Source organism: Halomonas urumqiensis (assembly GCF_003028575.1).
Taxonomy (GTDB): Bacteria; Pseudomonadota; Gammaproteobacteria; order Pseudomonadales; family Halomonadaceae; genus Halomonas; species Halomonas urumqiensis.
In genome coordinates this window covers 378,516-404,246 of the sequence record NZ_PYUD01000003.1, presented here as the reverse complement: position 1 = coordinate 404,246, position 25,731 = coordinate 378,516, and the positions used below count along the sequence as shown (strand labels likewise).

At 56.1% G+C, this 25,731-nt stretch carries 23 protein-coding genes and 1 pseudogene; 19 read left to right on the top strand and 5 right to left on the bottom strand.

Features of this window, described 5'->3' with window-relative positions; translation table 11 throughout:
• Positions 1–24: 24 nt before the first annotated feature.
• The 5 genes from C6V82_RS11640 to C6V82_RS11620 all read left to right on the top strand — a co-directional run bounded on the left by C6V82_RS11640 (position 25) and on the right by C6V82_RS11620 (position 4,865).
• Entirely contained in the window at positions 25–315 is a 291-nt protein-coding gene (locus C6V82_RS11640) for a nucleotidyltransferase family protein (protein WP_180978233.1), read from the top strand.
• On the top strand, positions 308–670 hold the full coding sequence (locus C6V82_RS11635) for a HepT-like ribonuclease domain-containing protein (RefSeq protein WP_229843172.1): 363 nt from the start codon (positions 308–310) through the stop codon (positions 668–670). Before C6V82_RS11640 ends, C6V82_RS11635 begins: the two co-directional genes overlap by 8 nt.
• A gap of 142 nt (positions 671–812) precedes the next feature.
• Positions 813–1,658: an AraC family transcriptional regulator gene (locus C6V82_RS11630; protein ID WP_102587168.1), complete on the top strand. Its 846-nt coding sequence runs from the start codon at positions 813–815 to the stop codon at positions 1,656–1,658.
• A 45-nt stretch (positions 1,659–1,703) separates the two neighbouring features.
• Complete coding sequence (locus C6V82_RS11625) at positions 1,704–2,315, top strand: LysE family translocator (RefSeq protein ID WP_229843171.1); 612 nt, start codon at positions 1,704–1,706, stop codon at positions 2,313–2,315.
• Between the two features lie 339 nt (positions 2,316–2,654).
• A complete protein-coding gene (locus C6V82_RS11620) occupies positions 2,655–4,865 on the top strand; it encodes an OmpA family protein (protein ID WP_102587167.1) in 2,211 nt (736 codons plus the stop codon).
• Positions 4,866–4,976: 111 nt separating this feature from the next.
• On the opposite strand, the gene hmuQ is transcribed toward C6V82_RS11620, so the two are convergent.
• Complete coding sequence (hmuQ, locus tag C6V82_RS11615) at positions 4,977–5,309, bottom strand: heme-degrading protein HmuQ (protein WP_102587166.1); 333 nt, start codon at positions 5,307–5,309, stop codon at positions 4,977–4,979.
• 208 nt (positions 5,310–5,517) lie between these two features.
• On the opposite strand from hmuQ, the gene C6V82_RS11610 reads away from it, so the two are divergent.
• Together C6V82_RS11610 and C6V82_RS11605 are read left to right on the top strand one after the other, a co-directional pair.
• Positions 5,518–5,844 (top strand): helix-turn-helix domain-containing protein, encoded by a 327-nt coding sequence (locus C6V82_RS11610; RefSeq protein ID WP_102587165.1) that lies wholly within the window; start codon positions 5,518–5,520, stop codon positions 5,842–5,844.
• Positions 5,834–7,090, top strand: coding sequence for a type II toxin-antitoxin system HipA family toxin (locus tag C6V82_RS11605; protein ID WP_102587164.1), 1,257 nt, complete (start codon positions 5,834–5,836; stop codon positions 7,088–7,090). Before C6V82_RS11610 ends, C6V82_RS11605 begins: the two co-directional genes overlap by 11 nt.
• Positions 7,091–7,518: 428 nt before the next feature.
• On the opposite strand, the gene C6V82_RS11600 is transcribed toward C6V82_RS11605, so the two are convergent.
• Positions 7,519–8,511, bottom strand: coding sequence for an alpha/beta hydrolase (locus tag C6V82_RS11600; protein ID WP_102587163.1), 993 nt, complete (start codon positions 8,509–8,511; stop codon positions 7,519–7,521).
• Between the two features lie 295 nt (positions 8,512–8,806).
• Positions 8,807–10,117 (bottom strand): glycine cleavage T C-terminal barrel domain-containing protein, encoded by a 1,311-nt coding sequence (locus tag C6V82_RS11595; RefSeq protein ID WP_102587162.1) that lies wholly within the window; start codon positions 10,115–10,117, stop codon positions 8,807–8,809.
• A gap of 370 nt (positions 10,118–10,487) precedes the next feature.
• On the opposite strand from C6V82_RS11595, the gene C6V82_RS11590 reads away from it, so the two are divergent.
• On the top strand, positions 10,488–12,521 hold the full coding sequence (locus C6V82_RS11590; protein WP_180978232.1) for a sensor domain-containing diguanylate cyclase: 2,034 nt from the start codon (positions 10,488–10,490) through the stop codon (positions 12,519–12,521).
• A gap of 94 nt (positions 12,522–12,615) precedes the next feature.
• Here the strand turns inward: C6V82_RS11590 and C6V82_RS11585 are convergent, their stop codons facing one another.
• Complete coding sequence (locus C6V82_RS11585; protein ID WP_102587160.1) at positions 12,616–13,632, bottom strand: TauD/TfdA dioxygenase family protein; 1,017 nt, start codon at positions 13,630–13,632, stop codon at positions 12,616–12,618.
• 285 nt (positions 13,633–13,917) lie between these two features.
• On the opposite strand from C6V82_RS11585, the gene C6V82_RS11580 reads away from it, so the two are divergent.
• Entirely contained in the window at positions 13,918–14,196 is a 279-nt protein-coding gene (locus C6V82_RS11580) for a type II toxin-antitoxin system RelE/ParE family toxin (RefSeq protein ID WP_102587159.1), read from the top strand.
• Positions 14,197–14,206: 10 nt separating this feature from the next.
• Positions 14,207–14,494 (top strand): HigA family addiction module antitoxin, encoded by a 288-nt coding sequence (locus C6V82_RS11575; protein WP_102587158.1) that lies wholly within the window; start codon positions 14,207–14,209, stop codon positions 14,492–14,494.
• A 522-nt stretch (positions 14,495–15,016) separates the two neighbouring features.
• Here the strand turns inward: C6V82_RS11575 and C6V82_RS11570 are convergent.
• Positions 15,017–15,151 (bottom strand): annotated as a pseudogene (locus tag C6V82_RS11570) (IS5/IS1182 family transposase); the annotation flags it as partial.
• A 208-nt stretch (positions 15,152–15,359) separates the two neighbouring features.
• On the opposite strand from C6V82_RS11570, the gene C6V82_RS11565 reads away from it, so the two are divergent.
• The 9 genes from C6V82_RS11565 (at position 15,360) to C6V82_RS11530 (ending at position 25,679) form a co-directional block, all read left to right on the top strand.
• Complete coding sequence (locus tag C6V82_RS11565; RefSeq protein ID WP_102587157.1) at positions 15,360–17,462, top strand: putative bifunctional diguanylate cyclase/phosphodiesterase; 2,103 nt, start codon at positions 15,360–15,362, stop codon at positions 17,460–17,462.
• A gap of 195 nt (positions 17,463–17,657) precedes the next feature.
• Positions 17,658–17,888, top strand: coding sequence for a DUF427 domain-containing protein (locus tag C6V82_RS11560; protein ID WP_229843170.1), 231 nt, complete (start codon positions 17,658–17,660; stop codon positions 17,886–17,888).
• Between the two features lies 1 nt (position 17,889).
• Entirely contained in the window at positions 17,890–19,503 is a 1,614-nt protein-coding gene (locus C6V82_RS11555; protein WP_102587156.1) for an RNA-directed DNA polymerase, read from the top strand.
• On the top strand, positions 19,452–20,213 hold the full coding sequence (locus C6V82_RS18025; protein WP_146009662.1) for a hypothetical protein: 762 nt from the start codon (positions 19,452–19,454) through the stop codon (positions 20,211–20,213). The genes C6V82_RS11555 and C6V82_RS18025 overlap by 52 nt, the downstream gene beginning before the upstream one ends.
• Before the next feature lie 303 nt (positions 20,214–20,516).
• Complete coding sequence (locus tag C6V82_RS11550) at positions 20,517–20,927, top strand: hypothetical protein (protein ID WP_102587155.1); 411 nt, start codon at positions 20,517–20,519, stop codon at positions 20,925–20,927.
• 517 nt (positions 20,928–21,444) lie between these two features.
• On the top strand, positions 21,445–22,119 hold the full coding sequence (locus C6V82_RS11545) for an SDR family oxidoreductase (RefSeq protein WP_102587154.1): 675 nt from the start codon (positions 21,445–21,447) through the stop codon (positions 22,117–22,119).
• Positions 22,097–23,293, top strand: coding sequence for a nuclease-related domain-containing protein (locus C6V82_RS11540; RefSeq protein ID WP_308430829.1), 1,197 nt, complete (start codon positions 22,097–22,099; stop codon positions 23,291–23,293). Before C6V82_RS11545 ends, C6V82_RS11540 begins: the two co-directional genes overlap by 23 nt.
• Before the next feature lie 269 nt (positions 23,294–23,562).
• Positions 23,563–24,537: a lipase family protein gene (locus C6V82_RS11535; protein ID WP_146009661.1), complete on the top strand. Its 975-nt coding sequence runs from the start codon at positions 23,563–23,565 to the stop codon at positions 24,535–24,537.
• 293 nt (positions 24,538–24,830) lie between these two features.
• Positions 24,831–25,679 (top strand): DUF2726 domain-containing protein, encoded by an 849-nt coding sequence (locus C6V82_RS11530; protein ID WP_219724479.1) that lies wholly within the window; start codon positions 24,831–24,833, stop codon positions 25,677–25,679.
• Positions 25,680–25,731 lie beyond the last annotated feature (52 nt).

Genomic DNA, 25,731 nt, shown 5'->3' with positions numbered 1-25,731 from the left:
AGTAGATAAATCAGGTATCGAAACATGAACAGAGCCAAGACCCTGCAACTGCTGCGAGACCATATGCCGACCCTGGCTCGTGAATACGGGGTCAGGTCATTGGCGCTGTTCGGTTCCATGTCCCGCGACGAGGCTCGAGACGACAGTGATATCGATATTCTGGTGAGCTTCGATGGCCCGGCAATCTCGGCCCGCTATTTCGGGGTGCAATTCTACCTGGAGGATCTGCTAGGCCATTCCGTGGACCTGGTGACCGACAAGGCGCTTCGCCCCGAGCTCCGGCCGTATGTCGAGCGTGAGGCACTGTGTGTCTGAGTCCCGTCCACCGCGCGAATGGCGCTTCTATATCAACGACATGATCGGCTTTGCCGAGAAAATCCTGGCTTATACGGAAGGCCAGGATCAGCATAGCTTCAGCGCCCATGATCTTATCTACGATGCCACCCTACGCAATCTAGAGCTGATTGGCGAAGCGGCAACCCGCATTCCGGATACTGTTCGTCGGCAGTATCCGGATATTCCCTGGCGGATGATCATTGCGACCCGGAATCGCCTTATCCATGCCTATCTGGGTATTGACGACGATACCGTCTGGAGCATCATTCAGGACAATATTCCCGAACTCTTGGCTCAACTGAGTGAGATCAAGAGCCAGCAAGCCAGCGAGTAGTGTTGTCATTTGCTTATCCCAAGCGGCTCCATGGCCAGCCTTCCTTTCAACATGACCGTCAGCGCTTTGCGCAATAATGTCCAAGCCGGTGGCCTGGCGTTAGGCTTAAGCTACGCCTGTATGGCATTCAGGGAGGCGCGGCATGGCGAAACAATCCAGCCGGTTCGACTACTACAAGAGCCGACAGATACCCGAGCTCACGGTGCTCCAGGCGTCGCTGAGCGACTTCAGCTACGACCGCCACGCCCATGATGAGTACGCCTTCGGCGTCACGCTGACCGGGCGGCAGGACTTCTTCAGCGATGGGCGGTTTCACCGCAATCCGCCCGGCAACGTCATCCAGTTCAACCCCGAACAGGTGCACGACGGCCACCCCGGGGACGACAGCACCTTGGGCTACGTGATGGTATACGTGCCTTCCGCCCTGCTCGAGGCATCGTTCGCCGACGCGGCAGGGGCTGAGCGTGCCGCTCGGTTCAGGGGAAGCGAAACCTTGCTGGCCGACGCCGAGCTGCGCCGCGCCATCCTCGATCTTGCCGAGCTGACGACCGGCCAGCAGGGCACGCGCATCGATCAAGAGCACGCCCTGCATCGCATGGCGACACGCCTGGTGCACCGGGCGGGCAAGTTCCAACCCGGTGGCAGGATCAGCCGCCCCGATGCGCTGCTGCTGCGCGCCAAGGAATACATCCACGCACATCTGGAGACGGACCTCTCGCTGGACGAGATCAGCCAGAAAGCCCATCTCTCCAAGTACCACTTCCTACGCTTATTCCGGCAGCAGTTCGGCATCACGCCGCACCAGTACGTGCTGAGCTGCCGGGTGAATGCCGCGCGCAGCGCCTTGGAAACCGGCGTGGCACCAAGCGAGGTGGCCTTTCGCTACGGATTTACCGACCTCAGCCACTTCAACCGTCGCTTCAAACGTATCTACGGCAAGACCCCTCACCAATACCAGTTAAGCGTCACCGGCCGTCACCGAATATAGGCCGCCCGGCAATACTTAACGCATTTCCCGTCGGAGAGCTTCCCCATGGAGGTCGTCGCCTATGCCCTGGGCGTCATGTACACGCCTGGGCCTGTGAATCTGCTCGGCCTGAATGCCGGCCTCAACGGCCAGGCCAAAACCTCACTCGGCTTCTTCGTTGGGGTGGGTATGGCCATGCTGACGCTATTCCTGCTGTTCGGCTGGGCAGGGGCGGCCTGGGTGCGCGACGACATGCTCGCCGCGGTAGGCGCAGTGGGATGCGGGTATATCCTCCACCTGGCGATAAAGGTCGCCCGCTCGACCATCGACCTGGGGGTAGTACGCAAGGCGCCGCGTGTGCTGCTGTTCCGCGATGGCCTGGTCATGCAGCTGTGCAACCCCAAGGCGATGATTGCGACCCTGCCTATCGCGACTATTCAGTTCCCCGCCGCCGGCGTCCATGGCGCCGGCTTGCTGCTCTGGTCGCTTGGGCTGGCCGTGCTGGCCTTCGGAGCCCCGGGCAGCTATGCCCTGGTGGGCAGCGTGGTGGGGCGGCGTATCGAGAATCCCTGGCTGCTAAAGGGGTTCAGCCTTGCGATGGCCGCACTGCTGGTGTGGGTGGCGATCATCATCGGCTACGAGCACGTGTGGTTGCCGCTGGCCTCGGGCGAGCTTTGAAACTCCTGCATGTGATGCCGACCGGACGTCCGGCAAGCAACGCCTCAACATCGGGCGCCTATGTGTGCCGTCGTACAGATGGTCGAGATGTCATTACCCATAATGACGACATCTGACAAGAAGCCGGAAGTGCTCCGTATCCATCTTTTCAATGAGATAGCGCGACTCGGTAACGCTCACTCCCCTCTCCTGGCCAGAACCATTCCCAACCACCGCTGGTGCAGTGACTCGCCCGCCGGGAATTCCTCCTTCACCTACATGGTGAAGACACCGCGCCGGCACCGTTGATTTCAGATAACCGTCATCATGCCCGGGCAGTAATGATTCAGGAGAAATGAGATGAAACAGCGTATGCGCCTTTTCAGGAAGCCCGCGGTGATTCTGGCCTCGCTGTCATTGATGAGCCCAGGCTTTGCCCAGACAACCCTGTCGTCGGCTACCGACTCGGACATCATTACTCTCGCTCAAGTGACGGAAGCTGCTGATACAACAGAGGAAGCTCTCCTTGCCGAGCAGGAAGCTTCTGACCAGGACGAGGCAGGCGTTCAAGCCGAGCAGCAAGACGCTTTGCAGGCCGAAGCGGATGCCCAGACCGAGCAGCAAGCCACCGAGCAGGCTGAGACAGATGCCCTGGCTGAGCAACTAGCCATTGACCAGGCCGAAGCCGATGCTCAGGCCGAGCAGCAGGCCACCGAGCAGGCTGAGACAGATGCCCTGGCTGAGCAACTAGCCATCGACCAGGCCGAAGCAGACGCCCAAGCCGAGCAGCAAGCCATCGACCAGGCCGAGGCAGACGCTCAGGCCGAGCAGGAAGCCGCTGATCAGGCCGAGGCGGACGCCCAGGCCGAGCAGGAAGCCGCTGATCAGGCCGAAGCCGATGCCCAGGCCGAGCAGCAAGCCGTCGAGCAAGCCGAGGCAGACGCCCAAGCCGAGCAGCAAGCCGTTGAGCAGGCCGAAGCAGATGCCCAAGCCGAGCAAGAAGCCGCTGAGCAAGCCGAAGCAGACGCCCAGGCCGAGCAGGAAGCCACTTTGCAGGCCGAAGCCGATGCCCAGGCGGAGCAGGAAGCCACTGAGCAAGCTGAAGCCGATGCCCTGGCCGAACAGCAAGCCGCTGAGCAGGATGAGACAGATGCCCTGGCTGAGCAACTAGCCATCGACCAGGCCGAAGCGGATGCCCAGGCGGAGCAGGAAGCCACTGAGCAGGCCGAGGCGGACGCTCAGGCGGAGCAGGAAGCCACTGAGCAAGCTGAAGCAGATACGCTGGCCGAGCAGGAAGCCATCCAGCAGGCTGAGGCAGATGCTCTCGCCGAGCAGGAAGCCATCGAGCAGGCCGAGGCAGATGCACTTGCCGAGCAGGAAGCCGCCGAGCAAGCAGCAGCAAACACCGTCGCCGAGCAGCAAGCCGCTGAGCAGGCCGAGGCAGAAGCACTTGCGGAGCAGGAAGCCAGCGACGAGGCTGACGCACAGGCTCTGGCCGAGGCCGAGGAAGACGCCCTGGCCGCCGCCGCCGACCTTGAGGACCAGGAAGCCAGCACGACATCCGAATCGGTCGTGACCTCGGAAACCACACGTACCAGCGACGAGGAAGTCCGGACCGCGACGGCGTCAGAAGAGGATGATGACGACAACCAGATTTGGAAATACTTGGGAGCTGCTGCGGCAGGTGCTGTCGCCGGTGCCTTGATCCCGCAACTCGGTGGACGAGTCGTCGACAATCAAGGCGACCGGTTGATCGTTGAGCGCGACGGCGAGATGCATGTACGCAAGGACGAGAATCTCCTGTTGCGTCGTCCTGGAGTCACTGAGACGAGTGAATCGTTTGCCGATGGCATCACCCGCTCCACCATCACTCGTGACGATGGCAGCCGGATCGTGACCGTTCGTGATTCCGGTGGCTTTGTCCTCAAGCGCACTCGCTATCTACCCGATGACACCGCCATTGTGCTGATCGACGAAACGCAAAAAGCCGATAGCTGGCAGTCCTCCGTCGACATGGAAGAATCCCTGCCTCCCCTGCGCCATGACCTGCCGGACAATCGCTATGTGGTCGATTACCGTCGTGCGGACCGGGACCTCCTGCGCGAGGCGCTGCTGGCACCACCGGTGCAGGAAGTCGACCGTACCTTCACGCTCCGCCAGGTGCGTGAAAGCTCTCGAGTCAGGGACATCATGCCGCGTATCGATCTCGACGTTATCCAGTTCGCTACAGGCTCGTCGGCCATTCAACCTTCCGAGGCCGAAGCGCTGGGCCTGATCGGGAAGACCATGGCCGATGTGATTGAGCAGAATCCGGATGAGATATTCCTGGTAGAAGGCCATACCGATGCCATTGGATCGGACGTGATGAACCTTGGGCTGTCAGACCGGCGAGCGGAAGCGGTTGCCCTGGCGCTGACCGAATACTTCGCGATTCCCCCGGAAAACCTGATCGTACAGGGCTATGGCGAGCGCTACCTGAAGCTGAATACGCAAGGACCCAGTCAGGAAAACCGACGCGCCAGCGTCCGGCGAATCACCCCGTTGATCAATGCAGGCCAGGCGAGCCTCTGAGCAGACAGACCAGAAGACGAGGCACTGGACAAGCCGGCAGACATTATGTCTGTCGGCTTTTTTTTGAGGGGGAGTGTTTGGAAGCAGTCGGACGTAGGATAGAGGCTGGGATCAGGCGTCGCTCGCTTTACCGATCGTCTGGATCACCTCGAATCCCTCGAATTTCGGCGGGCCCAGGTACAGCCCTTCACGGCGGCTCTGGCCGGCATTGGCGTGAGCCGCGCGGAACGCTTCGGAGTGCGTCCAGGCATCGAAATCCTCGCGCGAGCGCCACACCGTGTGGGACGCGTAAAGAACGTGATCCTCTTCCTCCGGGCCGCGCAGCATATGGAACTCGACGAAACCGGTCAGGCCCTGCAGGTGGGTTTCCCGCTCCAGCCAGATCTGTTCGAACTCCTCGACTCTCTCGGGGTTGACCCGAAAACGATTCATGGCGATGAACACGGCAAGGCTCCTTGTGGTGGGGTGCCATTCAATGTCGATTGACGATGTCACCTTACCGGATGAGGGGCAAGGTTGAGCAGGGGTATCGGTTTCCTGGCATGTAGCGCACTACGAACGTTATCAGGACGACTGGCGAGCGTTACGAAAAACCACCATAATGCAGCATATGAGTTGCTTTAAAGTGCGACTTGCAACGTATAAGGTGCCAATGAGTCTCCACGACCAATTCCGCCAGCGCCGGCATGGGCTGAACCTCACCCAGCAGGATATCGCCAGCCGAACCGGCATGGTGCGTCAGCAATATCAGCGCCTGGAAGGTGGCGGTAACCCACGCCTTGATAGCCTCGAGCTGGCTGCCGATGGGCTCAACGCCAAATTGATGCTGATTCCGATCGAGAAATGGCATGCCGTGCAAGCCCTGCTGAGGGGTGAAGCCGATGAGGCAACAGGGTTCGATGTCGACCCCTGGAAGGGCTTGTTGGGAGATGATGATCGCGATCAAGAGAACGGTGGGGAAGGTCGCAATGGCCAATGACGCGGTCGAGATGCTGCGCCTTGAACTTCACGGTCGGGGGGTAGGCTATCTGGCGGGTTATCGAAGTGGGCGTAATGTGATGGTCTTCGACGACGCCTGGCGACTCGATGCCTCGCGCCCCACGCTCTCGCTATCCCTGCTCCCCGATTTTCCTCGGGCGGCCGAAGTGATGCAAACGCCTTGGGTGCGACAGCAGCGTCTGCATCCCTGGTTCTCGAACCTGCTGCCGGAAGGGGCGCTACGGTCATGGCTTGCACAGCGGCTCAAGGTGCATCCCGACAACGAGTTTCCCCTATTGGCGCGCCTGGGGGATGATCTTCCCGGAGCACTGCGGGTATCGCCGGTACTACCCAACGACATGCCGGATTGGGTGCTCAGCCATCGGCGTAGTATTACACCAAGGCGCCGGATTGCAGAGGTAGGCGGCGGCTTCTCGCTGGCCGGTGTGCAGATGAAGTTTTCAATGCGTGAACGTGATGGGCGTTTTCACTTTGGTCATGCCGACGAGTTCGGTGACTGGATCGTCAAGACCCCCTCGACACGCCACCGCCGAGTACCTGAAAACGAGGCCACGACGATGTGGATGGCCCAAAGTGCGGGCGTGGAGATCCCCGAGATTCGCCTCATCCCGCTGAATGCCCTCGAAGGCCTGCCTGCCATCAATCTGCCAGATGAGCACCTCGCCTATGCCATTCGTCGATTCGATCGCGAAGGCGGGCAGCGCATTCACGCCGAGGACATGGCGCAGGTTCTGTTTCGCTACCCCCATGAAAAGTATGACGGCCCCAATTACGAGCAGATAGGACGCCTGCTGCGCGAATTCACGACTGACGGTCTGGACAATGTTCAGGCTTTTGCGCGGCGTTTGCTGGTCGACATCCTGCTGGCCAACGGCGACGCCCATCTCAAGAACTGGAGTCTTATCTACCCGGATCAACGCACTCCACGACTGGCACCTGCCTACGATATCGTCAACACGCTGGCCTACCTCGAAGGCGACCACCGGCTGGCACTCAATCTGAATGGAAAGAAGGATTGGTATCGCCTGGGAGAAGACGATTTTCGCCGCTGGGCCGAGAAAGCCGGTGTGGCCTGGCCGGCGATTCGTACGGTATTGGACGACACCATTGAACGTGCTCGTGCCCGGTGGCCCAGGCAGTTGGTGGAGCTGCCAATGGATGATGCGCATAAGGCGATTCTCAAACGACATTGGCGCCACCTGGCACCGGAATGGCGAATAGGGTGACATCCACTCGCGCAGCGGATTCTCTATCGTCTGGTCCCTTAGCGGTTCCTGGAAACAAGGCGACTGGGTGCCGCCGTTACTGTGGTCTGCCGGTGAAGACCTGTATGGTGGTCTCCCCGAAGCCAGGCTGCGCCGCCGGCACCAGGTCAGGCTGATTGACTTGCCCAAGGGCTCGGTTAAGAGGTGCTCATCCTGCTGGGCGAGCGGCACCGAATAGTCGAAGGTGGAGTAGTGGTAGTGCTCGCTGGGAGTACCCGGAAAACCGGGCCTGCCTGAGCTCCGGCAGATGCAGGGGAATGGGGTCGGCAAGTTTAGCAGGGCTGGAAAGCAGCACCATCGAGAGAGCCCGGCCTACAGGGCCGGGCTCTGTTGCTTCCTCAGGGCCAGAATTGCAGCGGTGGCCCCTTGCGGTTCAGCCGTTCGCTGATTCAATCATCAGCAAGCCCCATCATCTCCCGGGCGGCTTTCGCCACGTCGCCATCCGGGTCGGCAAGGCTATCCATCATTTCGAAGTGATTCAGCTCCGGCAGGAACAGTAATGCTTCCGCATAGGGGGATTGCGCAAGCGCTTCATGAAAATCGCGGGAGTGTCGCTGGAACTCGGGCGTTTCTTCCCCACCGTAGGCCAAGGTGATGGGGGCACGAACCTCGTGCAAGTGGCGCATGGGGCTGAGCGCCGCTTCCTCCGCCTCATCGAGGTCGACATACTCACTGCGTGCCGACAGCATGACCGGCTCCAGGTCGAACATGCCACTGACAGGCATGCCACCCTTGAGCGCGTCCATGGGAAGGCCATGCTCGGCCCAATCGGTTGTCAGCATGACACCGGCAAGGTGCCCACCCGAGCTGTGGCCGGTGATATAGAGCTGTTCGGCATCAAGCCCGAGCGCGGCGGCGTTTTCATGTGTCCAGACGATGGCCCTGCGCACCTGCTCCGCCATGTCGGGCAGCCGAGCATCGGGGATGTTGTCGAAGTTCAGCACCAGCACGTTCGCCCCGTAGGGCACGAAGGCATCCGCAAGCAAGGAGTAGGCTTCCTTGCTGCCGGCTCTCCAGGCGCCGCCATGAATGAACATCAAGGTAGGCGCATCGGACTGATCCGCGGCGAAGAGATCCAGCACTTCGCGTTCCGAAGGGCCGTAACGGAATGTTTGACGCTCGAAGCGGGTGCGCGCCTCTTCACTTCGGCTCACCCAACCCTGAATGAACTCCCCGACATTCGAGACCCAGGCCCGTTGATCATAGGCCTTGTCGAGCTCCGCCTGGGAGTATTCGAGGAAGACATGAGTTTCTGAAGTGGGGGAGGATTCCGCTGCGTCATCCTGGGCCAGGGCCGGCGAAAGTGCCATGCCAATGCCCGCGCTAGCGAGACACACCGAGATGCCGACAGGACGCAGCAGAGCTACAGCAACATGCTTCATTATTGTTTCTCCTGAGTTTGCCGCAGTGTAATGCGACTTTTTGTTATAAGGAAAATCATTTTGACGCTAACGATACGCTCGGAAAAAGTCAAACGCGTGCCGCCAACGCCATAATCGGATCTGCTCGGCGCAATCCTGCGTACACCAACATATCGCTGTGACCAAGGAAAAGCGGCCACCGTGTCATTGTGACAGGTGGCCGCTGGCTATCAGGGATTATCAGGCAAGGGTTATCAGGCAGGGATTGCCAGGGTATTGCGGTCTCGAGATGCTTCGGTGGCGTCAGGCTCGTACCTCAATAGGCGTAATCGCGACCGGCGGCCTTGGCACGTTCCCGCGAGCTTTGGTGGACCGATTCGCGGAACGGCATCTGGCTGACCGTGGCGGCGACGGGTTGCCCCGGAATGTCGAGAAACTCGTCGGGTAGCCAGGCGACCAGTTCGGTGCCGATCTCGGCCGATGCGACGGGCACATAGGCCATGGCGATGTTGGTGCCGAGCTCCGGCGAGTACCAGGGCGAGGTGATCCAACCGCACGGTTCGCTACCGGCATCGGCGCCCACCAGCCAGAAGTCAGGCGCATAGTCCTCGATGGGCTTGCCACCCAGCTTCAGGCCCACCAACTGGTGGCTGAAGGGCGGCTGGCCGGCATTGACGAGCTCCCGGGTGCGTTCCAGCGCCGCCTTGCCGATATAGTCCGCCTGCTTGGCCTTGGGCACCATGTGGCCCAGGTAGCACTGGAAGGGGTTGGTCTCGTGATCCAGGTCCTGGCCGTAGGAAAGGATGCCGGCGGCGATGCGCCGATGGTGAGCCGGCGCGATGACCATCAGGCGGTACTTCTCGCCGACCTCACGAATGGTGTTCCAGACCGTCTCGGCATGCAGGGACGAGTTGAAGGCGTACACCTCGTAGCCTTTCTCACCGGAAAATCCGGTCTGTGAAATCAGCACCTCGACGCCCTCGATCCGGCCGAGCATCAGGCCATAGTAGGGCACGTCGCGCACCGCCTCACCGACCAGGTCGGCCAGCAGATCCTCGGACTTGGGGCCCTGTATCTGCAGCGGGCAGACATCGATCTCGTCGATCTCCACATCGAAGCCCATGCCGTGGTTCACCCCCCGGAACCAGTAGGCCAGGTCCGAATCGCTGATGGTGAACCAGAACTCGTCATCGGCCAGGCGCAGCATCACCGGGTCGTTGAGCACGCGGCCCTGCTCGTCGCAGAGCACCACATAGCGCCCCATCATCGTCGGCACGCGTGTCACGTCGCGTGTGCATACATAGTTGCAGAAGGCCTCCGCCTCCGGGCCCTTGACGCGGATCGGCCGTTCGACGGCCACGTTCCACAGCGTCACGTCATTGACCAGTGCGCGGTACTCCTCCATGGCTCCGCCATCCTCGGGCTTAACATAGGCGCGCGGATGATACATGCGGTTATACACGGTGGCTTTCCAGCAGCCGGCCTCCACGGAAAGGTGCCAGTAGGGCGACTTGCGCACCCGGTTGGATATCAATAACTGAATGCCGGGATCGCCACTCTGACGAAGGTTGACCGGCACGAGACGATCACTTTGATCGATGGACTGCTGAAAATTGACGTTGGACATGGCGTGGCACTCCTCGCCCTTGTGTAATAGTGGGAGATCAACGGCCACCCGTGCTCCGGCAACAGCCGGGTCTAGCGGGTGTGGGCCACCGTTACCCACAGGGTAGGCTTACGCGTGCCAGCCACCATTCCACTGACGCCTCCGGAAAATCCGTGTGCGACACCGCGTTCATCCCTCCATCGGTACCAGCCACGATGGCAATCGTTTCAATCGCGCTTATTGTCATCCAACACACCTCCCAGTAATGCTTGCCGGTGGCGCTTGATGACGGTCAGCGTTGCGAAAAGAGGTTTGTGCCAGATTGACAGTGGTCGTTCGTGTGAGCGGCCTCCACTGGCATCTGGTGCCGCTTGCAGGCAGCATGTTCATCATGACGACCCATTCAAAAGTGGGAGAACTAGGACTAGGCTCCCGATTCCTTGGTCTACTGAGCCGCCCGCTCTCATTCCCACTGGTCACCCTGCGTGGACGCTTACTGCTTGGTGCCGCAGCGCTGTGGGGCGTGCTGTGCGTGACCCTGCTGACGCTTGGCTGGCAGGCGGGCTACATACTGGTCGATGAGACAAATCGCCAGCACCTGCGCTATGAATCCGAGCTGATCCATAACGCCATCACTGATCAGGTCAGCGAGCGACTACAGGCGCTGGAGCGTCTCGCCCAGACGACCCCCGAGCCCACCACCGGTTCTCTCGCGGCGGCACATGCCAACGCTCTGGAACCGCTTTTCGAAGGCTTGGTAATGTTCGATCGCGACAGCCGGGTCGTGGATGCATGGCCGGCCGCAGGCGAGCGCGTGGGGGCCACCGTCGCCGACCGCGATTATGCGCACTTCATGCACGCCTTCCAGCACCCTCATGTCAGCGAGCCTTTCATTGGTCGTATCAGCGGCGAGCCCCTGGTGATGATGCTGGTACCGCTGCATGATGCCTCGGGGCGTTACACCGGCTTCCTGGGTGGGCTGGTCAATATCAATGAAAGCCGACTCTTCAAGGGCTTCAATCGCCTGCGCCTGGGAGAGAACGGATACGTCACCATTACCACCGCGGCAGGCCAACGTCTCTATCACCCTAATCAGCGGCAGGCCAGCATCGAGGTCAGCGACGACTTCGCGCCGGAGCTCGAACGGGCGCTGTATGGCTGGCAGGGCGAGACGGTGGAGACCACCGCCTCCGGGGAGCGGGTGCTGGTCGCGTACCGCCAGATCTGGCTGGCCGATTGGATCGTCGGTGTGCACCTTCCCCAGGCGCAGGCCGAGGCGCCGCTTGTCGCCGGCATGCAGAGAATCACCTATCTTGCCTGGTGGGGGCTGGGGCTGGTCTTGCCGGTGGTCGGTGCGCTGATCTGGCTGGCGTTGCGCCCGCTCACCCGGCTGGCCGAGCAGGTGCATGAACTGCAAGGCCACCAGCGTCATCTGATCGAGATCCCTACTCGCATGCCCGAGCTGCGTCGGGTCATCGATGTCATCAACGAAGCCGAGGAAGACCGGCGGGCCTACCTGCGTGATCTGACGGAGCGTGAGGCTCTGTTGCGTGGCACCTTGGCGGCATCACCTCAGGGCATGTTCGTCACGGATGATCTTGGACACCTGAGTTTCGTCAATGACGCCCTGAGCAAGGTGCTGGACATCACAGGGCCACATAGCCTCGATACCTGGACTGACAGGATCCACCCTGAGGATCGTCCCGCTGTTTTAGAGGCCTGGCAGCACAGCCATGCTCAGCGTGGTGATTTCGTGCGGCAGTTCCGTTTCCAGGGCCCTGAAGGCCAGCAGCGTTGGCTGGATGTTCAGGCGGGCGCGATTCATGTCGATGGCGAGTTCATCGGCATCGTCGGCGCGGTGCGCGACATCACACAGCACCGTCACGATGATGCCATGCGCCGCTGGGAGGCCGAGCACGACCCGCTCACCGGTCTGCTCAACAGGCGCGGTTTGACACGCCGCCTGGAGGAAGCACTGGTCGAATGGCAGAAGGTTGGCACCCGCACGGCCGTACTGCTGTTTGATCTGGACCACTTCAAGCCGATCAACGACCAGGGTGGGCACGCCTTAGGGGACCGCATGCTGCAGCAGATCGCGGATACGGTTCGTACGCTGGTACGCAGCAGCGATCACGCCGCGCGCCCAGGCGGAGACGAGTTCACTGTACTGCTGAATGGTTGCAGCCCCGAGCAGGCGCTGACCCTTGCCAACGTGCTGCGCGAACGAATCGCCTCCCGCCATGTTGATCAAGAGGGGCAGCGCTGGTCCGTCACGGCCAGCATCGGCATCAGCCACTTTCAGCCGGGCGACCACGCCATCGATGACATCCTCGCCCGGGCTGATGCCGCCAGCTACCGTGCCAAGAAAGCCGGTCGCAATCGCGTTGTCAGTGACAACGAAGTGTCATCGTCCAGCCAGATCTAAGTCAGGCGGGCCCTGGCATTGCGTTGATCCAGCGAGAAATGAGGGTCTGTCCCCGATTTCCTCGGGTCTGTCCCCGATTTCCTCCCCGATTTCCTCAATTCTGCATCGGAATGTCATCTTCCCACCGGAAACCGACACCGCCGGCTTGCCAGACGCCTTCACCTAACGGGTTGGGCCCAAAAATATCGACGTGTTGTGGCAGCCCGAACCCCGGCGCAAGGTCTTGCACGCCGCGCACCGTGCTGCGGTGCATGATCCGCAAGCCCTGCTCCTCGACGGGCAAATGGGCCTCGGGGGCAGCCCGATGCGCAACGGCGAGATTGTCGATGAATACGCAATCGTTCTCTTGATACTCGTAGACGGTGGTGTATCCGTTCTCCAGGCCGGCATTCAGGATGTCGTTGTATTCATGACAAAGCTGCTGCATTTCGTCAGCATTCAGCAGGCGAAAGGCATCTTCATCGGGCAGTTTTTCAATCACCGCCCCTGTCATGCCCAGATGCAACCAAATGCACTTGCGCTTAGATATGGGATGCTCATGTACCACGGGGTGAACGACGCCTGATGATGAGTTCACCGAGGAGAGACGGCTCCAGTACTCCTTTCGGCCCTCCGGGAGAGCGTCATAAGCGGCACCTTGATGGGCGAAGTAAGTCCCTCCGCCTTTTTCCGCCGGCCGGATGATGTGGTAACCCGAGTGCGAGAAGGTGTCTGCATTGAAACTGCCATCATTGTGCCATTGCGGCCCCACACCTGGGATCCCGTGACGTTTATCGTTGGAAAGACGGAAGATATGTTGGTTGCCACCAGGTGTCGCCGGGTGGACGCCATGAGTGCTGTGCAGCTCCTTGCCGCCCCACCAACAGCTGGCGCGGAGAAAACTGTCGGCATCCAATGGCTTTTCGTTCTTGAAAACAAGAAACCCGCGGTTCGCCATCTCGCGTTCCAGTGCTTCGAGAACCTCGGGTGGCGGCGCGTCACTGGATGATAAATCGATGCCCTGTACCTGCGCACCCAGGGGATCCAGCGAAGTGATGGTTCCACCGAAGGCTTCGATCGTGGCAACGCGGGAAGGGTCCAGGGGCGGTAGCGTCGATGGGCGGGTCTTCATGCGGGCCTCCTGTCGTTTTGCTTGCTGCAAGAAGGATGAAAACGCCGCCAAGAGCGCCAATGAGGCAGCATGTGCCCAAAGGGCGTCGCCGTCATCCGAGCACAGGATGTATGTGTGGATCATGCTGACAGAGACAATCCTGTTTTCCAAACGCGGGTCAGCCTGTGCCTGGCGAAGGGTGTAGAAATGAGGGTCTGTCCCCGGATTCTCGGTCTAACCCGGCGGGCCCGGGTTGGGCCGTTTTCTTTTTTTGACACCTGATACGTTACAGGGTACATTCAAGGAATGATTAGAAGCTTCAAACACAAGGGCTTGGCCAAATTTTTCAAGTCTGGCAGCACCGCCGGGATTCAGGCCGCTCATGCAAAGAGGCTTCGGCTTATTCTCGGTAGATTGAATGCAGCGTCAGATGCCAAAGATATGGACTTACCTGGCCTTCGGCTTCACGAACTCTCGGGAAATCGCACCGGTATCTGGTCAGTGACAGTCAGTGGTAACTGGCGAGTGACGTTCCGGTTCGAGGACGGAGATGCCGAGATAGTGAACTATGAAGATTATCACTGAGGTACCACCAATGTTGATGCACAACCCTCCCCACCCCGGTGAAGTATTGAGAGAGCTTTGCATTGAGCCCCTTGGTCTCTCTGTCACGGCAGCCGCAGAAGCACTGGGCGTTAGCCGCAAGACTCTGAGTGCCGTGTTGAACGGCAAGGCCGGTATAAGCCCCGAAATGGCTATCAGGCTTTCTATCGCCTTTGATACCTCAGCAGAAAGCTGGCTGAACCAGCAGTCTCAGTATGAGCTCTGGCATGCCGAGCAGCATCGCAAAGAGCTCAACGTGAAGAAACTGGTTGCGGCCTGAAGCGGTTCATTATCAAGCTTTCCAGTAACCGCCACCGGACTCAGGACGCCAGCGCCTCGGCCCGATACTGGGTTGGGCTGACTCCGCGTACCCGCTTGAAGGCAGCGCTGAACCACCCCTGCGTTGATCCGCTGCATGGGGCAAACTACGCTTCGGTGCTAGGCTATAGCCTGATAACAATAACGACACAAACCATACGCAAGGGACTTCCTTGAAGCCTACGGCCTCAACTCAGCCCTGCATGACGTTGCACTCGTGCCTCTATTGGCTATGGGTAGCGGTAGCCATTGCTAGAGTTGACCCAGCAGGCGCGATGGTGGGTGTCATGTGGCCACGCCATACTCGAGTTTTCGGTATTTCAGTGCCCAAGGGGGCTCTGCGTGCGTGCGGCATAACGCTTGTTGAACTAGCACGCACGTTCCAATGTTCAGCCTTTATTCACCATGTTCCGCACAGTGAATAAAGGCTGAACAGTCAGGGAAAAGGGGACATGGAAGTGTCTTGTGAACCAATAATAATCCGCTCTTCCATCTTCGTGATGGCGCCGCGCTTGGCAGCGACGCAGCACCGGAAGCCCGGGGCATTCTGTTCCTCGTCAAGAGACTTCCACATGCCGAGATAACCGGCATCGCCATACCGGGCCAGGGCGCCTGTCATCGGCGATATTGGCCGAGGTGGTAAGAACGTCAGATTTCATCCCGCCGTTGGTTGCAGGGCAGCTTTGGCGCCATTAACGCAGCGCTTCCTCAAAGTTCCTGCACGGTAAGCCGACAGTCTCTTTAGTCGGCTTCATGGTACGACGGTTCGGGGAAACATGGATTTGTTACGCGGTTGATAAGTTCAAGGCGACCGATCAGGAGTCAAGATGGAATTCTGGCGCTTCGATAACTCCGACCCAACGCTTGGCCCGTTGATGGAAGGCACCTACGATCCCGTGCTGGTCACGCTTTCCATTGCCATCGCCTGCTTTGCGGGACTCACGGCATTGATGTTGGCGGACCGCATGGTCGCCTCGCCTACGCCCACGAGCAAGATCTGGTGGCATCTCGGCGGCGCAGTGGCCATGGGCTGTGGCATATGGGCGATGCACTTCAGTGCCATGCTGGCCTTCTCCGTGGAGGGGCGCGAGTACATGAGTTACACCATGGGGTTGACGGCGCTGTCCCTGGTGCCGGCGATACTAGGCAGCGGCACGGCGCTGCACTTCATGGCTCACCCGAGCCTCAAGGCGCATCAGCTTCTCGTGGGAGCACTGCTGATGGCCGTCGGCATTGGCAGCATGCACTACATCGGCATGGAAGCCATGCACATGGAAGGGCTGCGCTATGACTTTCCCTTCTTCGTTCTCTCCATCGTGGTGGCCTTTCTGCTGGCCCTGGCGGCACTCTACCTCCACTTCCGCGTGCGCCGCCTGCCGGCGTTTTCGGAGAGAAGCATGACGCTGATAGCCGGGGTGTTCATGGGTTTTGCGGTGGCCGGCATGCACTATATCGCGATGGGCGCCTCCCGCTTTTATGAAAGCCCTCAGGCTGCCGCGCATGGTTCGCTGCTGTCCCAGGAGGGCATGGCCGCGGCCATTGGCGGCTTCGCCAGCCTGATCCTGGGCCTCAGCCTGCTGGTGAGCTGGATCGATCGGCAGAAGGCGATCCAGCGGATGTTGGAGCAGATCGCCAACACCGACGCACTGACCGGCCTGTCGAACCGGGCGCATTTCCGGCGACGCCTCGGGCTGGCGCTGTCTCATAGCCAGCGGCATGGCACCCGCCTGGCCGTGATGTTCTTCGACCTGAATGACTTCAAGACGATCAATGACAGTCTCGGCCATGCCACGGGGGACAGGGTGCTCCAGGAGTTCGCGCGGCGGCTCACCGAGCACGTTCGTGGAGAAGACGCGGCAGCACGTTTCGGTGGCGATGAGTTCATCATTCTGATCCGGGACCTGGTCATGCCGGAAGACGCTGTCCAGACCGCGGAGCGATTGCTGCGGACCATGGAGGCGCCGATAGAGTTCGACGACTGGAAGCTGCATGCCCAGGCCAGTATCGGCATCAGCATTTATCCAGATGACAGTGAAGAGGCCGACGCGCTCATCCAGCAGGCCGATGCCGCCATGTACCAGGCCAAGCGCCATGGCTCTCGCTATCACTTCTTCGATCAGGACATCACCGATCAGGCGATGTTGCGGATGCGACTTGGCAACGACCTGCGGGATGCCCTGAGGCAGGATCAGCTGATGCTCCACTACCAACCCCAGGTCAACATGCAAACTGGGAAGTGGACAGGGGTGGAAGCCCTGGCACGATGGCAGCATCCCTGGGAAGGCAATATCCCGCCGGCTACTTTCGTACCCCTGGCGGAGCGCACCGGCCTGATATTGCCGCTTGGCGAATGGGCGCTGCGGCAGGCCTGCCAGCAGGGGCGGGCCTGGCTGGATGACGGCCTGGAGTTCGGATACATCGCCGTCAATGTGGCGGCTCCCCAACTGGCGAATCCGGGGTTCGTCACGCAGCTTCGCCGTATCCTCGAATCTGCCGACCTGCCCGCCAGATACCTGGAGCTGGAGATCACGGAGTCATCCCTGATGCACTCGGACCAGGCGACCATCCAGAGACTGCACGAGATGCGGCGCATGGGGGTCTCCCTGGCGGTCGATGATTTCGGGACGGGCTACTCGTCGCTGAGCTATCTCAAGCACCTTCCCATCAACAAGCTGAAGATCGATCGCAGCTTCGTACATGGCATCCTGGACGATCCCCGTGACCAGGCCATCGTCCGCGCAGTGGCCGATATGGGCGCCAGCCTGGGATTCATCGTTCTCGCCGAGGGGATCGAAACCGAGGAGCAGAGGCAAGCCGTGCTGCAACTAGATTGCCACCAGGGGCAGGGCTACTTCTTCGCCCTGCCTGCGGATGCTGAGTCGATTGACCGAGCGCCGCACTGGTCCAAGTGGGAAGGTGTCGGCGGCTAGCGGTGGATGCAACGAAGGGCAGAAGATGACCCAACGTGGTCAGAGAAATGAGGGTCTGCCCCGATTGTCCCTCAAACGCGCGACAAGCGGATCTTGAGGCGCCCGTGGGTGGCTCGAATGGGACAAACCATGCTTCGGTGCTAGGCTGAAGCCTAATCACGATAACGACACAACGCAGACGCAAGGGATGGCACCATGGCAATGGACTCCACCGAGCCCCGCATCACCCTGCACCCGCACGAGCAACGGGTACAGGTAATGATCGACGATACCCTGCTCGCCGACACCACCCGTGCCATCGAACTCCGCGAGCACGGCTACCCACCCTGCCAATACATCCCTTGTGACGATGCAGAAATGAGGGTCGATCCCCGGTTTCTTCGATTTCTGATTTTACATTTCGTCTTATTTAAGGTTTTTGCATAAAATGAGCAAATTTAGATCATATTTAAAGAAGGCGGTGGATAATGTTGTCTCTTATGGAGATACAGATATATTTCCGTATCCAGTAGATAATATTTTCTTTAAAGATTCGTCAAAAGAAGTTGTTGATATATTGGAAAATATCCATAAGGATTTCTACGATTTTTTGCCTGTTTTTCCTGTTAATCAAGAGAGGGCTTTGCAGGCGGTGGGGTATTATGGATTTAGGTGGGGTACTCAGATCGATCCTATTTGGAATTGTTATCTATTAGCATTGGTTATTTCAATAGCGGATGATATCGAGAAGTCTAGAATACCTAAAATAGAAAATAGAATTTTTTCTTATAGGTATAAGTATGACGAAGTCGAGAATTCTCTCTTTGATAAAAAATTGAGTTGGAAGGATTATATTGAGGTTAGTGTTGAAAAATCAAAAAATTGTAGTTTTGTTCTGAAGTGTGATATATCTGATTTTTACCCTAGAGTATATCACCATAGAATTGAAAACGCGTTAAAGAAATGTACCAGTAATACTGAGTCTGTTAAAAGAATAAAAATACTGCTATCAAAGCTATCTAAGGGTGTTTCATATGGGTTGCCAGTGGGTGGGCCTGCATCGAGAATTCTCAGTGAACTTCTTCTAAATAGAGTTGACAAGCTTTTGAGAATGGAAGGGGTTGAATTTACAAGATATGCTGATGATTACTTGATTTTTTGTGATTCACTTGAAGATGCGTATGCGCATTTGATTTTCCTAAGTGAAAAACTGCATGAAAATGAAGGACTTTCAATTCAAAAGTCTAAAACTCAGGTGATGACTTCCGAAGAGTTTAGGTCAGGTTCCGAATTTGCTATGACAGAGAGTGAGGATTTGTCAGAAGAAGATAAGGAGGAAATTAATTTCTTAAGATTGAGATTGTTTTATGATCCATATTCACCAACTGCAGATGAAGATTATGAAAGCCTCAGGGATGAGCTTGATAAATTTGATATTATTGGTATGTTGGGTAGGGAGGTGAATAAAAGTCGGATTAATCAGGCTTTGACCAGGAGGTTGATAAATTCTGTTAAGTACCTGCAGCCTAAGTCGCAAAGAACAGCCATACTATCAATGACAGAAAATATGGCTGTTCTTTACCCTGTGTTCCCATCAGTTATGATGTTGACGCGCGCGCTTATTGAGGACCTTGACTCAGAGACATTGGATGCTGTTTTTGCCGAGCTTAGAAGGCTTTTGCATTCAGGTTCTTACATAACAAAAGTTTCTGTTAATAGGGCGTATGCCATCAGAGTTTTATCACATGATTTTTCTGACGAAACTGATGTGATTTTTGGTAGAATTGTTAAGGAAGAAACTAATCTCGTTATCAAGCGAGATTTAATACTGGCTATGGCTCAGAGGAATGTTGATTATTGGGTTTCAGATAGATTGAAATACTTCAATATAATGAGTGATTGGGAGAAGCGTTCTCTGATTCTTGCCTCGTATATTCTTGGTGATGAAGGTCAGCACTGGAGAGATAAAATAAAACCTGAGCTTTCGTTGTATGACTTGAAGCTGCTTGAATGGTTTTCAGCAAGGTTTTCTTCAAAGCATGCATGGGGGGTGGTTTTGTGATTTCTGAGATTGTTTTTTCTCGTGGCTACCACTCTTTTTGGAATAAAACATTCCCCTTTTTACCTAGGGTGTCCAGAAAATTAAATTTGGAGAAAGTTTATTACGAGGATTATGCAGTGCTGGATTCAAGTCCAGATAGAAGAGCGTTGCTAAATGAGTTTGCTTTTCGTATATTTGAAGCCTGCGTGAGGCTGGGGGTTTCAAGTCCTAAGGGTATTCCTTTAGAGCTACAGGTGGAAATTGAATCCAAAGCAGTTGAATATATAAAATCACTTTCAGGCGGGAGATTGGGTTCGTCTAAAATTACTCCATGCGAGCTAGACGAGTCATTTATACTTTGTCGAAGGATGTTTGATTTTTATAATTACAATGAGCCTGGATGTCTTCCCAATATTTCCCCTTTTTTTATGGGGTGCGGTGTTCTGAATTCTTGTTATGGTGATGTTGTATGTGGGAAGACTCTTTATGAAATTAAGTCCGGAGGTAGAGAGTTTAGGTCAATCGATGTGAAACAAGTTCTGATATATGGCGCCTTGTCAAATTTTGATGAAGCCTTTGATATAGATACTTTTGGATTTTTGAATCCTCGTCTTGGTATTTTTTCTTCTGTTTCGGTGAGGGATGTTGTTGAAATTTCCTCTGGATTGAGCGTGCAGGATGCATTCTATGAAATAGTGAACTTCTTAGATTCACCAGAAAGCTTTCAGTGATTATAAATAGATGCATTATTGGTTTTTATGCTTATATACAATGTTGTTCATAAGCTAATTTTTTCGAGATATGCTACTCGTTCGTGCCATTTTAAAAACTCTAACAGGTCGGCTTGCTTTTTGCCGATCAGGATGATCCAGTCCTGTGCCCGTACAGATCAACTCCTAGTTAATGATGGTGTTGTAGGGGAGAGAAACCGGGGAAACCGGGGACAGACACTAATTCGTGCAGATGGGGTTGTGTGCATTTTATTTACAGTATATAAGCAAGCTGGTAGTTTAGCTGATTTCAAGGAGGTGTAAATGGAAAAATTCAACAGGTTGGTCGCCTTGCTTTTTGGCACTTTGTATGAAGAGTTCCCGGTTCCGCATCGACTTGATGCGGCGAGGTTTCTGGAAAAAGTAATAGATGAGAGAGACGAGGAAGGGGCGTTTAATTTTTCAGAATACTTTGAAAGCACAGTCAAGTGGCTGGAAACAGCTGGCTATGTTTGGGTTGTTAACGACTATACGACACTTGATGGGTATGACATTGAGGTGGTGCTTAGTGAAAAGGGCTTGGAGGCACTACGTCAAGTGCCGAGTTCGTTAGAAGGGAGTGAGTCTCTAGGTGAGAGATTCGCCAGCTTTGCCAAGTCGAGAACTTCAGAGGCTTTAAGCACCCTGATTTCGATTGCTATTGGTAGCACAATTACTGGTGCTACTTCCTCTTAATTAAGCCAAGCACCACAACAGATTTAAGGGTGTGGCTTCGGCTGAGCTAAGAAGCATCGCGAGAGGTTAATATTATCTAAGAGCGATTGTTCGCCATCCGCTTCTGGCTGGATAGCGACGGCTTAGAAACTAAGGAAATCGGGCGTAAGGAAATCGGGGACAGACCCCAATTCGTGCCAGCGAGCTGCGTGACCTGGACGTGTTCATGGAGAGCCTGGCCGAGGCGCCGCCGTCGTTTCACCGCGTTCCCACCAGGCCCTGGAGCGCTGGCTGCAGAGCCGCCACCAGGAGCAACATGAGGCGCTGTGCCAGCAGCTAAGCACCCCCGACTATGACGAAGAGATGCTGGCCTGGCACGGGGGTGTCGCCTCCAGGGACTTTAGCGAGCGTTGCGCGAGCATGTTATCGCGCTGTCCCCGCTGGGCGCCTGACCATGCTGCCTGTGGCACCGGGTTGAACTGCGACGCCCGGCCTGCACACTGATCAAGTGTCACCATTTTCCCATTCTGGAGTTGAGATGATGTCCACCGTACTGATCACCGGCGCCAACCGCGGCGTCGGCCTGGCCCTGGCCCGCCACTACCATGCCGCCGACTGGGCGGTCATAGGCGTCTGCCGCAGCGGCGGCGAGGAGGTTGCCGAACTGGGCGAAGTGGCCGAGACGCTGATCGAGGGTATCGACGTGACCCGCCCAGAGGACATCGCACGCCTGCAGCGGGACCTTGCGGGGCGACGCCTGGACCTGCTGATCAACAATGCCGGCCTGCTCAGGGACGAGACCCTGGGCGAGCTCGACTTCGACACCATGCGTGAACAGATGGAGATCAACGCCTTCGCGCCGCTGCGGGTCACCGAGGCGCTGCTTGGCAACCTGGGGGAGGGGGCCAAGGTCGCCAATATCACCAGCCGCATGGGCTCCATCGCCGACAACGGCTCTGGCGGGCGCTATGGCTACCGCGCCTCCAAGGCGGCTCTCAACGCCTTCGGCAAGTCACTGGCGATGGATCTCAAGCCCCGCGGTATCGCCGTGGCGCAGATCCACCCTGGCTTCGTAAAGACCCGTATGGTCAATTTCGGTGGCCTGATCAGTGCAGAGGAGGCCGCCGACGGCATCGCCCAGCGCATCGACGAACTGACCCTGCACACCAGCGGTGGTTTCTGGCACAGCAATGGCGAGGAACTGCCCTGGTGAGGTGGGCGCTGTCCCTGCCGTTCATCCGAACCGCTGCCGCCTCGAGATACGCCGACAGCAGATTGCGCCATTGCCGACTAGCTCCCAAGCGAATTTGCTGGCAGGCTTTGCGGTAACAAGATGTAGCCGACGACGACAGCAGGAATATTTCGTCAGCGCGTTATGCAGGGGCAAAATAATGATTCTAAAGGAAAAGGACGCCTTCTTCGGCGCAGGCGAGCGCGGTTTCTATGGCCACAAGCAGGAACAGGACGTGGCCTTCCACCTTCGTCGGGAGTTCGGCACGAGCGAGCAGGTCCGCATCATCCACGATCTGCTGATCGAGCACGATGGCGAGCGTGCTCAGATAGACCACCTGGTGATTCACCCCTACGGCTTCATCATCATCGAATCCAAGAGCATCGTCGGCGAGGTACAGGTCAACGCGGAAGGGGAGTGGTCACGTAGCTACAAGGGTAACTGGACCGGCATACCGTCGCCGATCCGTCAGGCGGAACTCCAGCAGGACCTGCTGAAGGAACTATTACGCGATAACGTGGAACACTTGCTTGGCAAACTGCTGGGTATCCAGACTCAGGTCGGCCATCGCGAATGGCGCGCGTTATGTGCCATCTCCAGCACCGCGATCCTGCATCGCAAGCAGATGCCGAAGGATGTGGCCGACAAGGTGGTAAAGACCGAGTTCGTGGCCAAGAAGGTCAAGGAGCTGGTTGGCAGCCTTCGGGGCGGTCTTTTCAAGGGCAGGGCTCGGTTCTCGGCACATGAACTGGAAAATCTCGGTGTCTTTCTCCTCGAACATATGGCATCGCTCCAGACAGGTTCGAATCCAGTGGATCAGCCATCAGCGGTTCAGGAGCCGGATATGCAAGCCGCCCCCCTCAGCGAACCAGTGCCAGCAATAAGCGAGCCGTCGTCAAACACCTCAGCTCCGGCGAGTAGCCTGCTGACCTGCAAGCTCTGCGGCAAAATCGATCACCTGACCGACATGTATGGCAAGTACGGCTACTACGTGAAGTGTGGCAGCTGCAGCACCAACACCTCGATGAAGCAACCTTGCCCCGCCTGCGGCTGGAAGAGCGTCAAGGTCGCCAAGGATGGCGCGAGCTACACGGCGACCTGCCAAAAATGCGCCCACCAGTACCTGGTCTATCGGCAAGAAGCGGGGAGAGCCTGATGACGTTCCAAAGAATCGAATTACATCACGCACAGGAAAGGGCCTTTTTTGGGAGCACTGCTTGCAGCCCGAAAGAATGACCGCTTTCGACCCAAAGCGGCCATTCCGGCAATGGTAAGCAGGCATGCAAGTTTTGGATATATCCCCTAATTAATGATGATGAAGATCACAGGCTTGTATACTTACTGGGCAAACGTTTGGGCACTTTCATCCATTCATAGAGAGTGTCAACTAATACCTGTGAGGCCATAGGCAGAGGAGATCTTACATTGGATGAAAATCTTCGAAATCGTATGGGAAAAATTCTCAATCTTGCGTACGAACAAGATTGGAGCAAAAAATCATTTTCTTTGCACAAGGCGCAAGTCTGTGCAGAATTATCATCTATAGTCTATCAGGACGTACAAGAGTACGAGTTAAAAAAAGCGAGCCGAATACATCTTGTTGCAAGCGATTTATATCGTAGTTTTGTTAGGTCAGGAAAGACAAGCTCAATTCTTGATGCTTTAAATGGGGTCAAACTTGACGCTAGATTTTTTGTTGTTAGAGGCAGGTACTCCTTGGTTTTTGGGACGATATTCAATGATGTAGTGATTCTAGCGGTAAGAGGTACGGTGTTTAGAAAACTTTGGGATTGGAAAGCTAATATAGATACTGAGAAATTTTATTTGAGAGGTGGGAGATTTGAATTTTTTCCATTTGAATTTACAGCTACCGATCTGGGGCGGCAATACTTTCATAAAGGATTTTTTGAATCAATTGTTCCACAGTTCGAGTCAATTTCAGAACAAATAAAGGAAAAAACAAATTCGGTTAGTAACTTGAAAATAGTGTGGACAGGGCACTCACTTGGTGGGGCGATGGCTGCAATAGGCTATGCTATTCATAGCTCAAGGAATGGGCATATGTTGCTGGCGGATGAAATGCCGAACGATGCTGTATGTGCATATACGTTTGGCATGCCGCGCTATTGTGGGCTTGGCGTAATATGCGGCTTTTCAGGGCCTTATCATATTTACAGGCATGCTGATGTGATACCTACTGTTCCCCTTAGAAGAATGGGGTTTTCTGATAGCAATAGAGAGTACGAATTAACGGAATCAGGAGGTGTCGCACCAACTGAGCGCACTGATGCATTTGGAATTGCGAATCATATACCAAAGTTGTTAACAAGCATTAAATCACACAGTATAGAAGGCTACGCAGAACTAATAGCTAAAGGTACAGGTAAGGCCAGACCATGAGGAGTAACAGAATGGTTTCGCCTAACAATCGCACGTGCAGCGACGGATTTTTCGTTGCGGATTTATCTTCACTATAAAGCTGGGAGTGCTGCGGTGATTATAACAGAATGGTCTCAACATCCGCTTCTGGCCGAATTAAGAATGTTAGACTATGCTCATGGACAGAATTAGGCAGCTGGCGACCCAAAGCAGACATGCCATCAAAGGCAGCATGCGCGGTGATTGGTGTTATGTAGCCGAGCTAAATTTAATGTTAAAATATTTCTGCGTTAGATACATAGAAGGACATTATTTTGTTCGATTCTGAATCGCTTTTCCACATGCTGGCCAATAAGGAATGGGAATCTATAGCGAAAACCATGTACAACAACTCAAAGCTTATTGGTCCAGATCCTGTGTTCGCGCAAGCAATCAGGTTGTTTGAGTCTGAGTTCTTCGTAGAAACCGACTCTCTGCCACCAGGCGAACGGAAAAAGGTATATGAGTATCCCAGCTTGGTAATTGAGTTGAAGCAGCATGCGTTTTCGAAGTCATTTGTAGAAACTTTTGTTGACAGAAAACTTGCTCTTCTAAGAGAAACCAAGAGTGACCACCTGCTGAGTTATGCAGCACAGCACCAAGATCGTCCGCTTGCGGTTCAAATACTAGAAGAGATTAAAGCTAAAGCACCTGAAGTACTGGCTCATGCACGTCGTCAGAACGTTTCCATCAAAGCCACCCTTACCACTGGCGAGAATTCAAAAACTACTAGGTTGTTCAAATCTCGCCAAGAACAATTTTTCTTCGAGGCTGTGAGAGAGGCTTTCCCCACATACCACCCATACCCTAATGTGGCCGTAAGCTGTATCATAGCTTACTCGGCTATAAAGGATTCTCTGAGTTCTGATGAACGTGAATATTTTTTTAAAGCTATCATTGACAGCGTTGTCTTCGATAGTGGTAATGAGTATGAGCCAAAATTCTTTATTGAGTTGGACAGCCAACACCATGACAATGAGTGTGCAGTAAAAAACGACCGCATGAAAGATGGAATATTCAGAGCGGCAAATGTAAAACTTATTCGAATAAGAGCCTACGACACGAATGAAATTTCAACGGAAAAATTTAAGCAATTGGTCTTAGAAGTGATGCGTGGCTTATGAGTTTAAAAAATTAAGAATCTAGCAAAGGGTTCCAAGTGATGTCGGCGCTTAT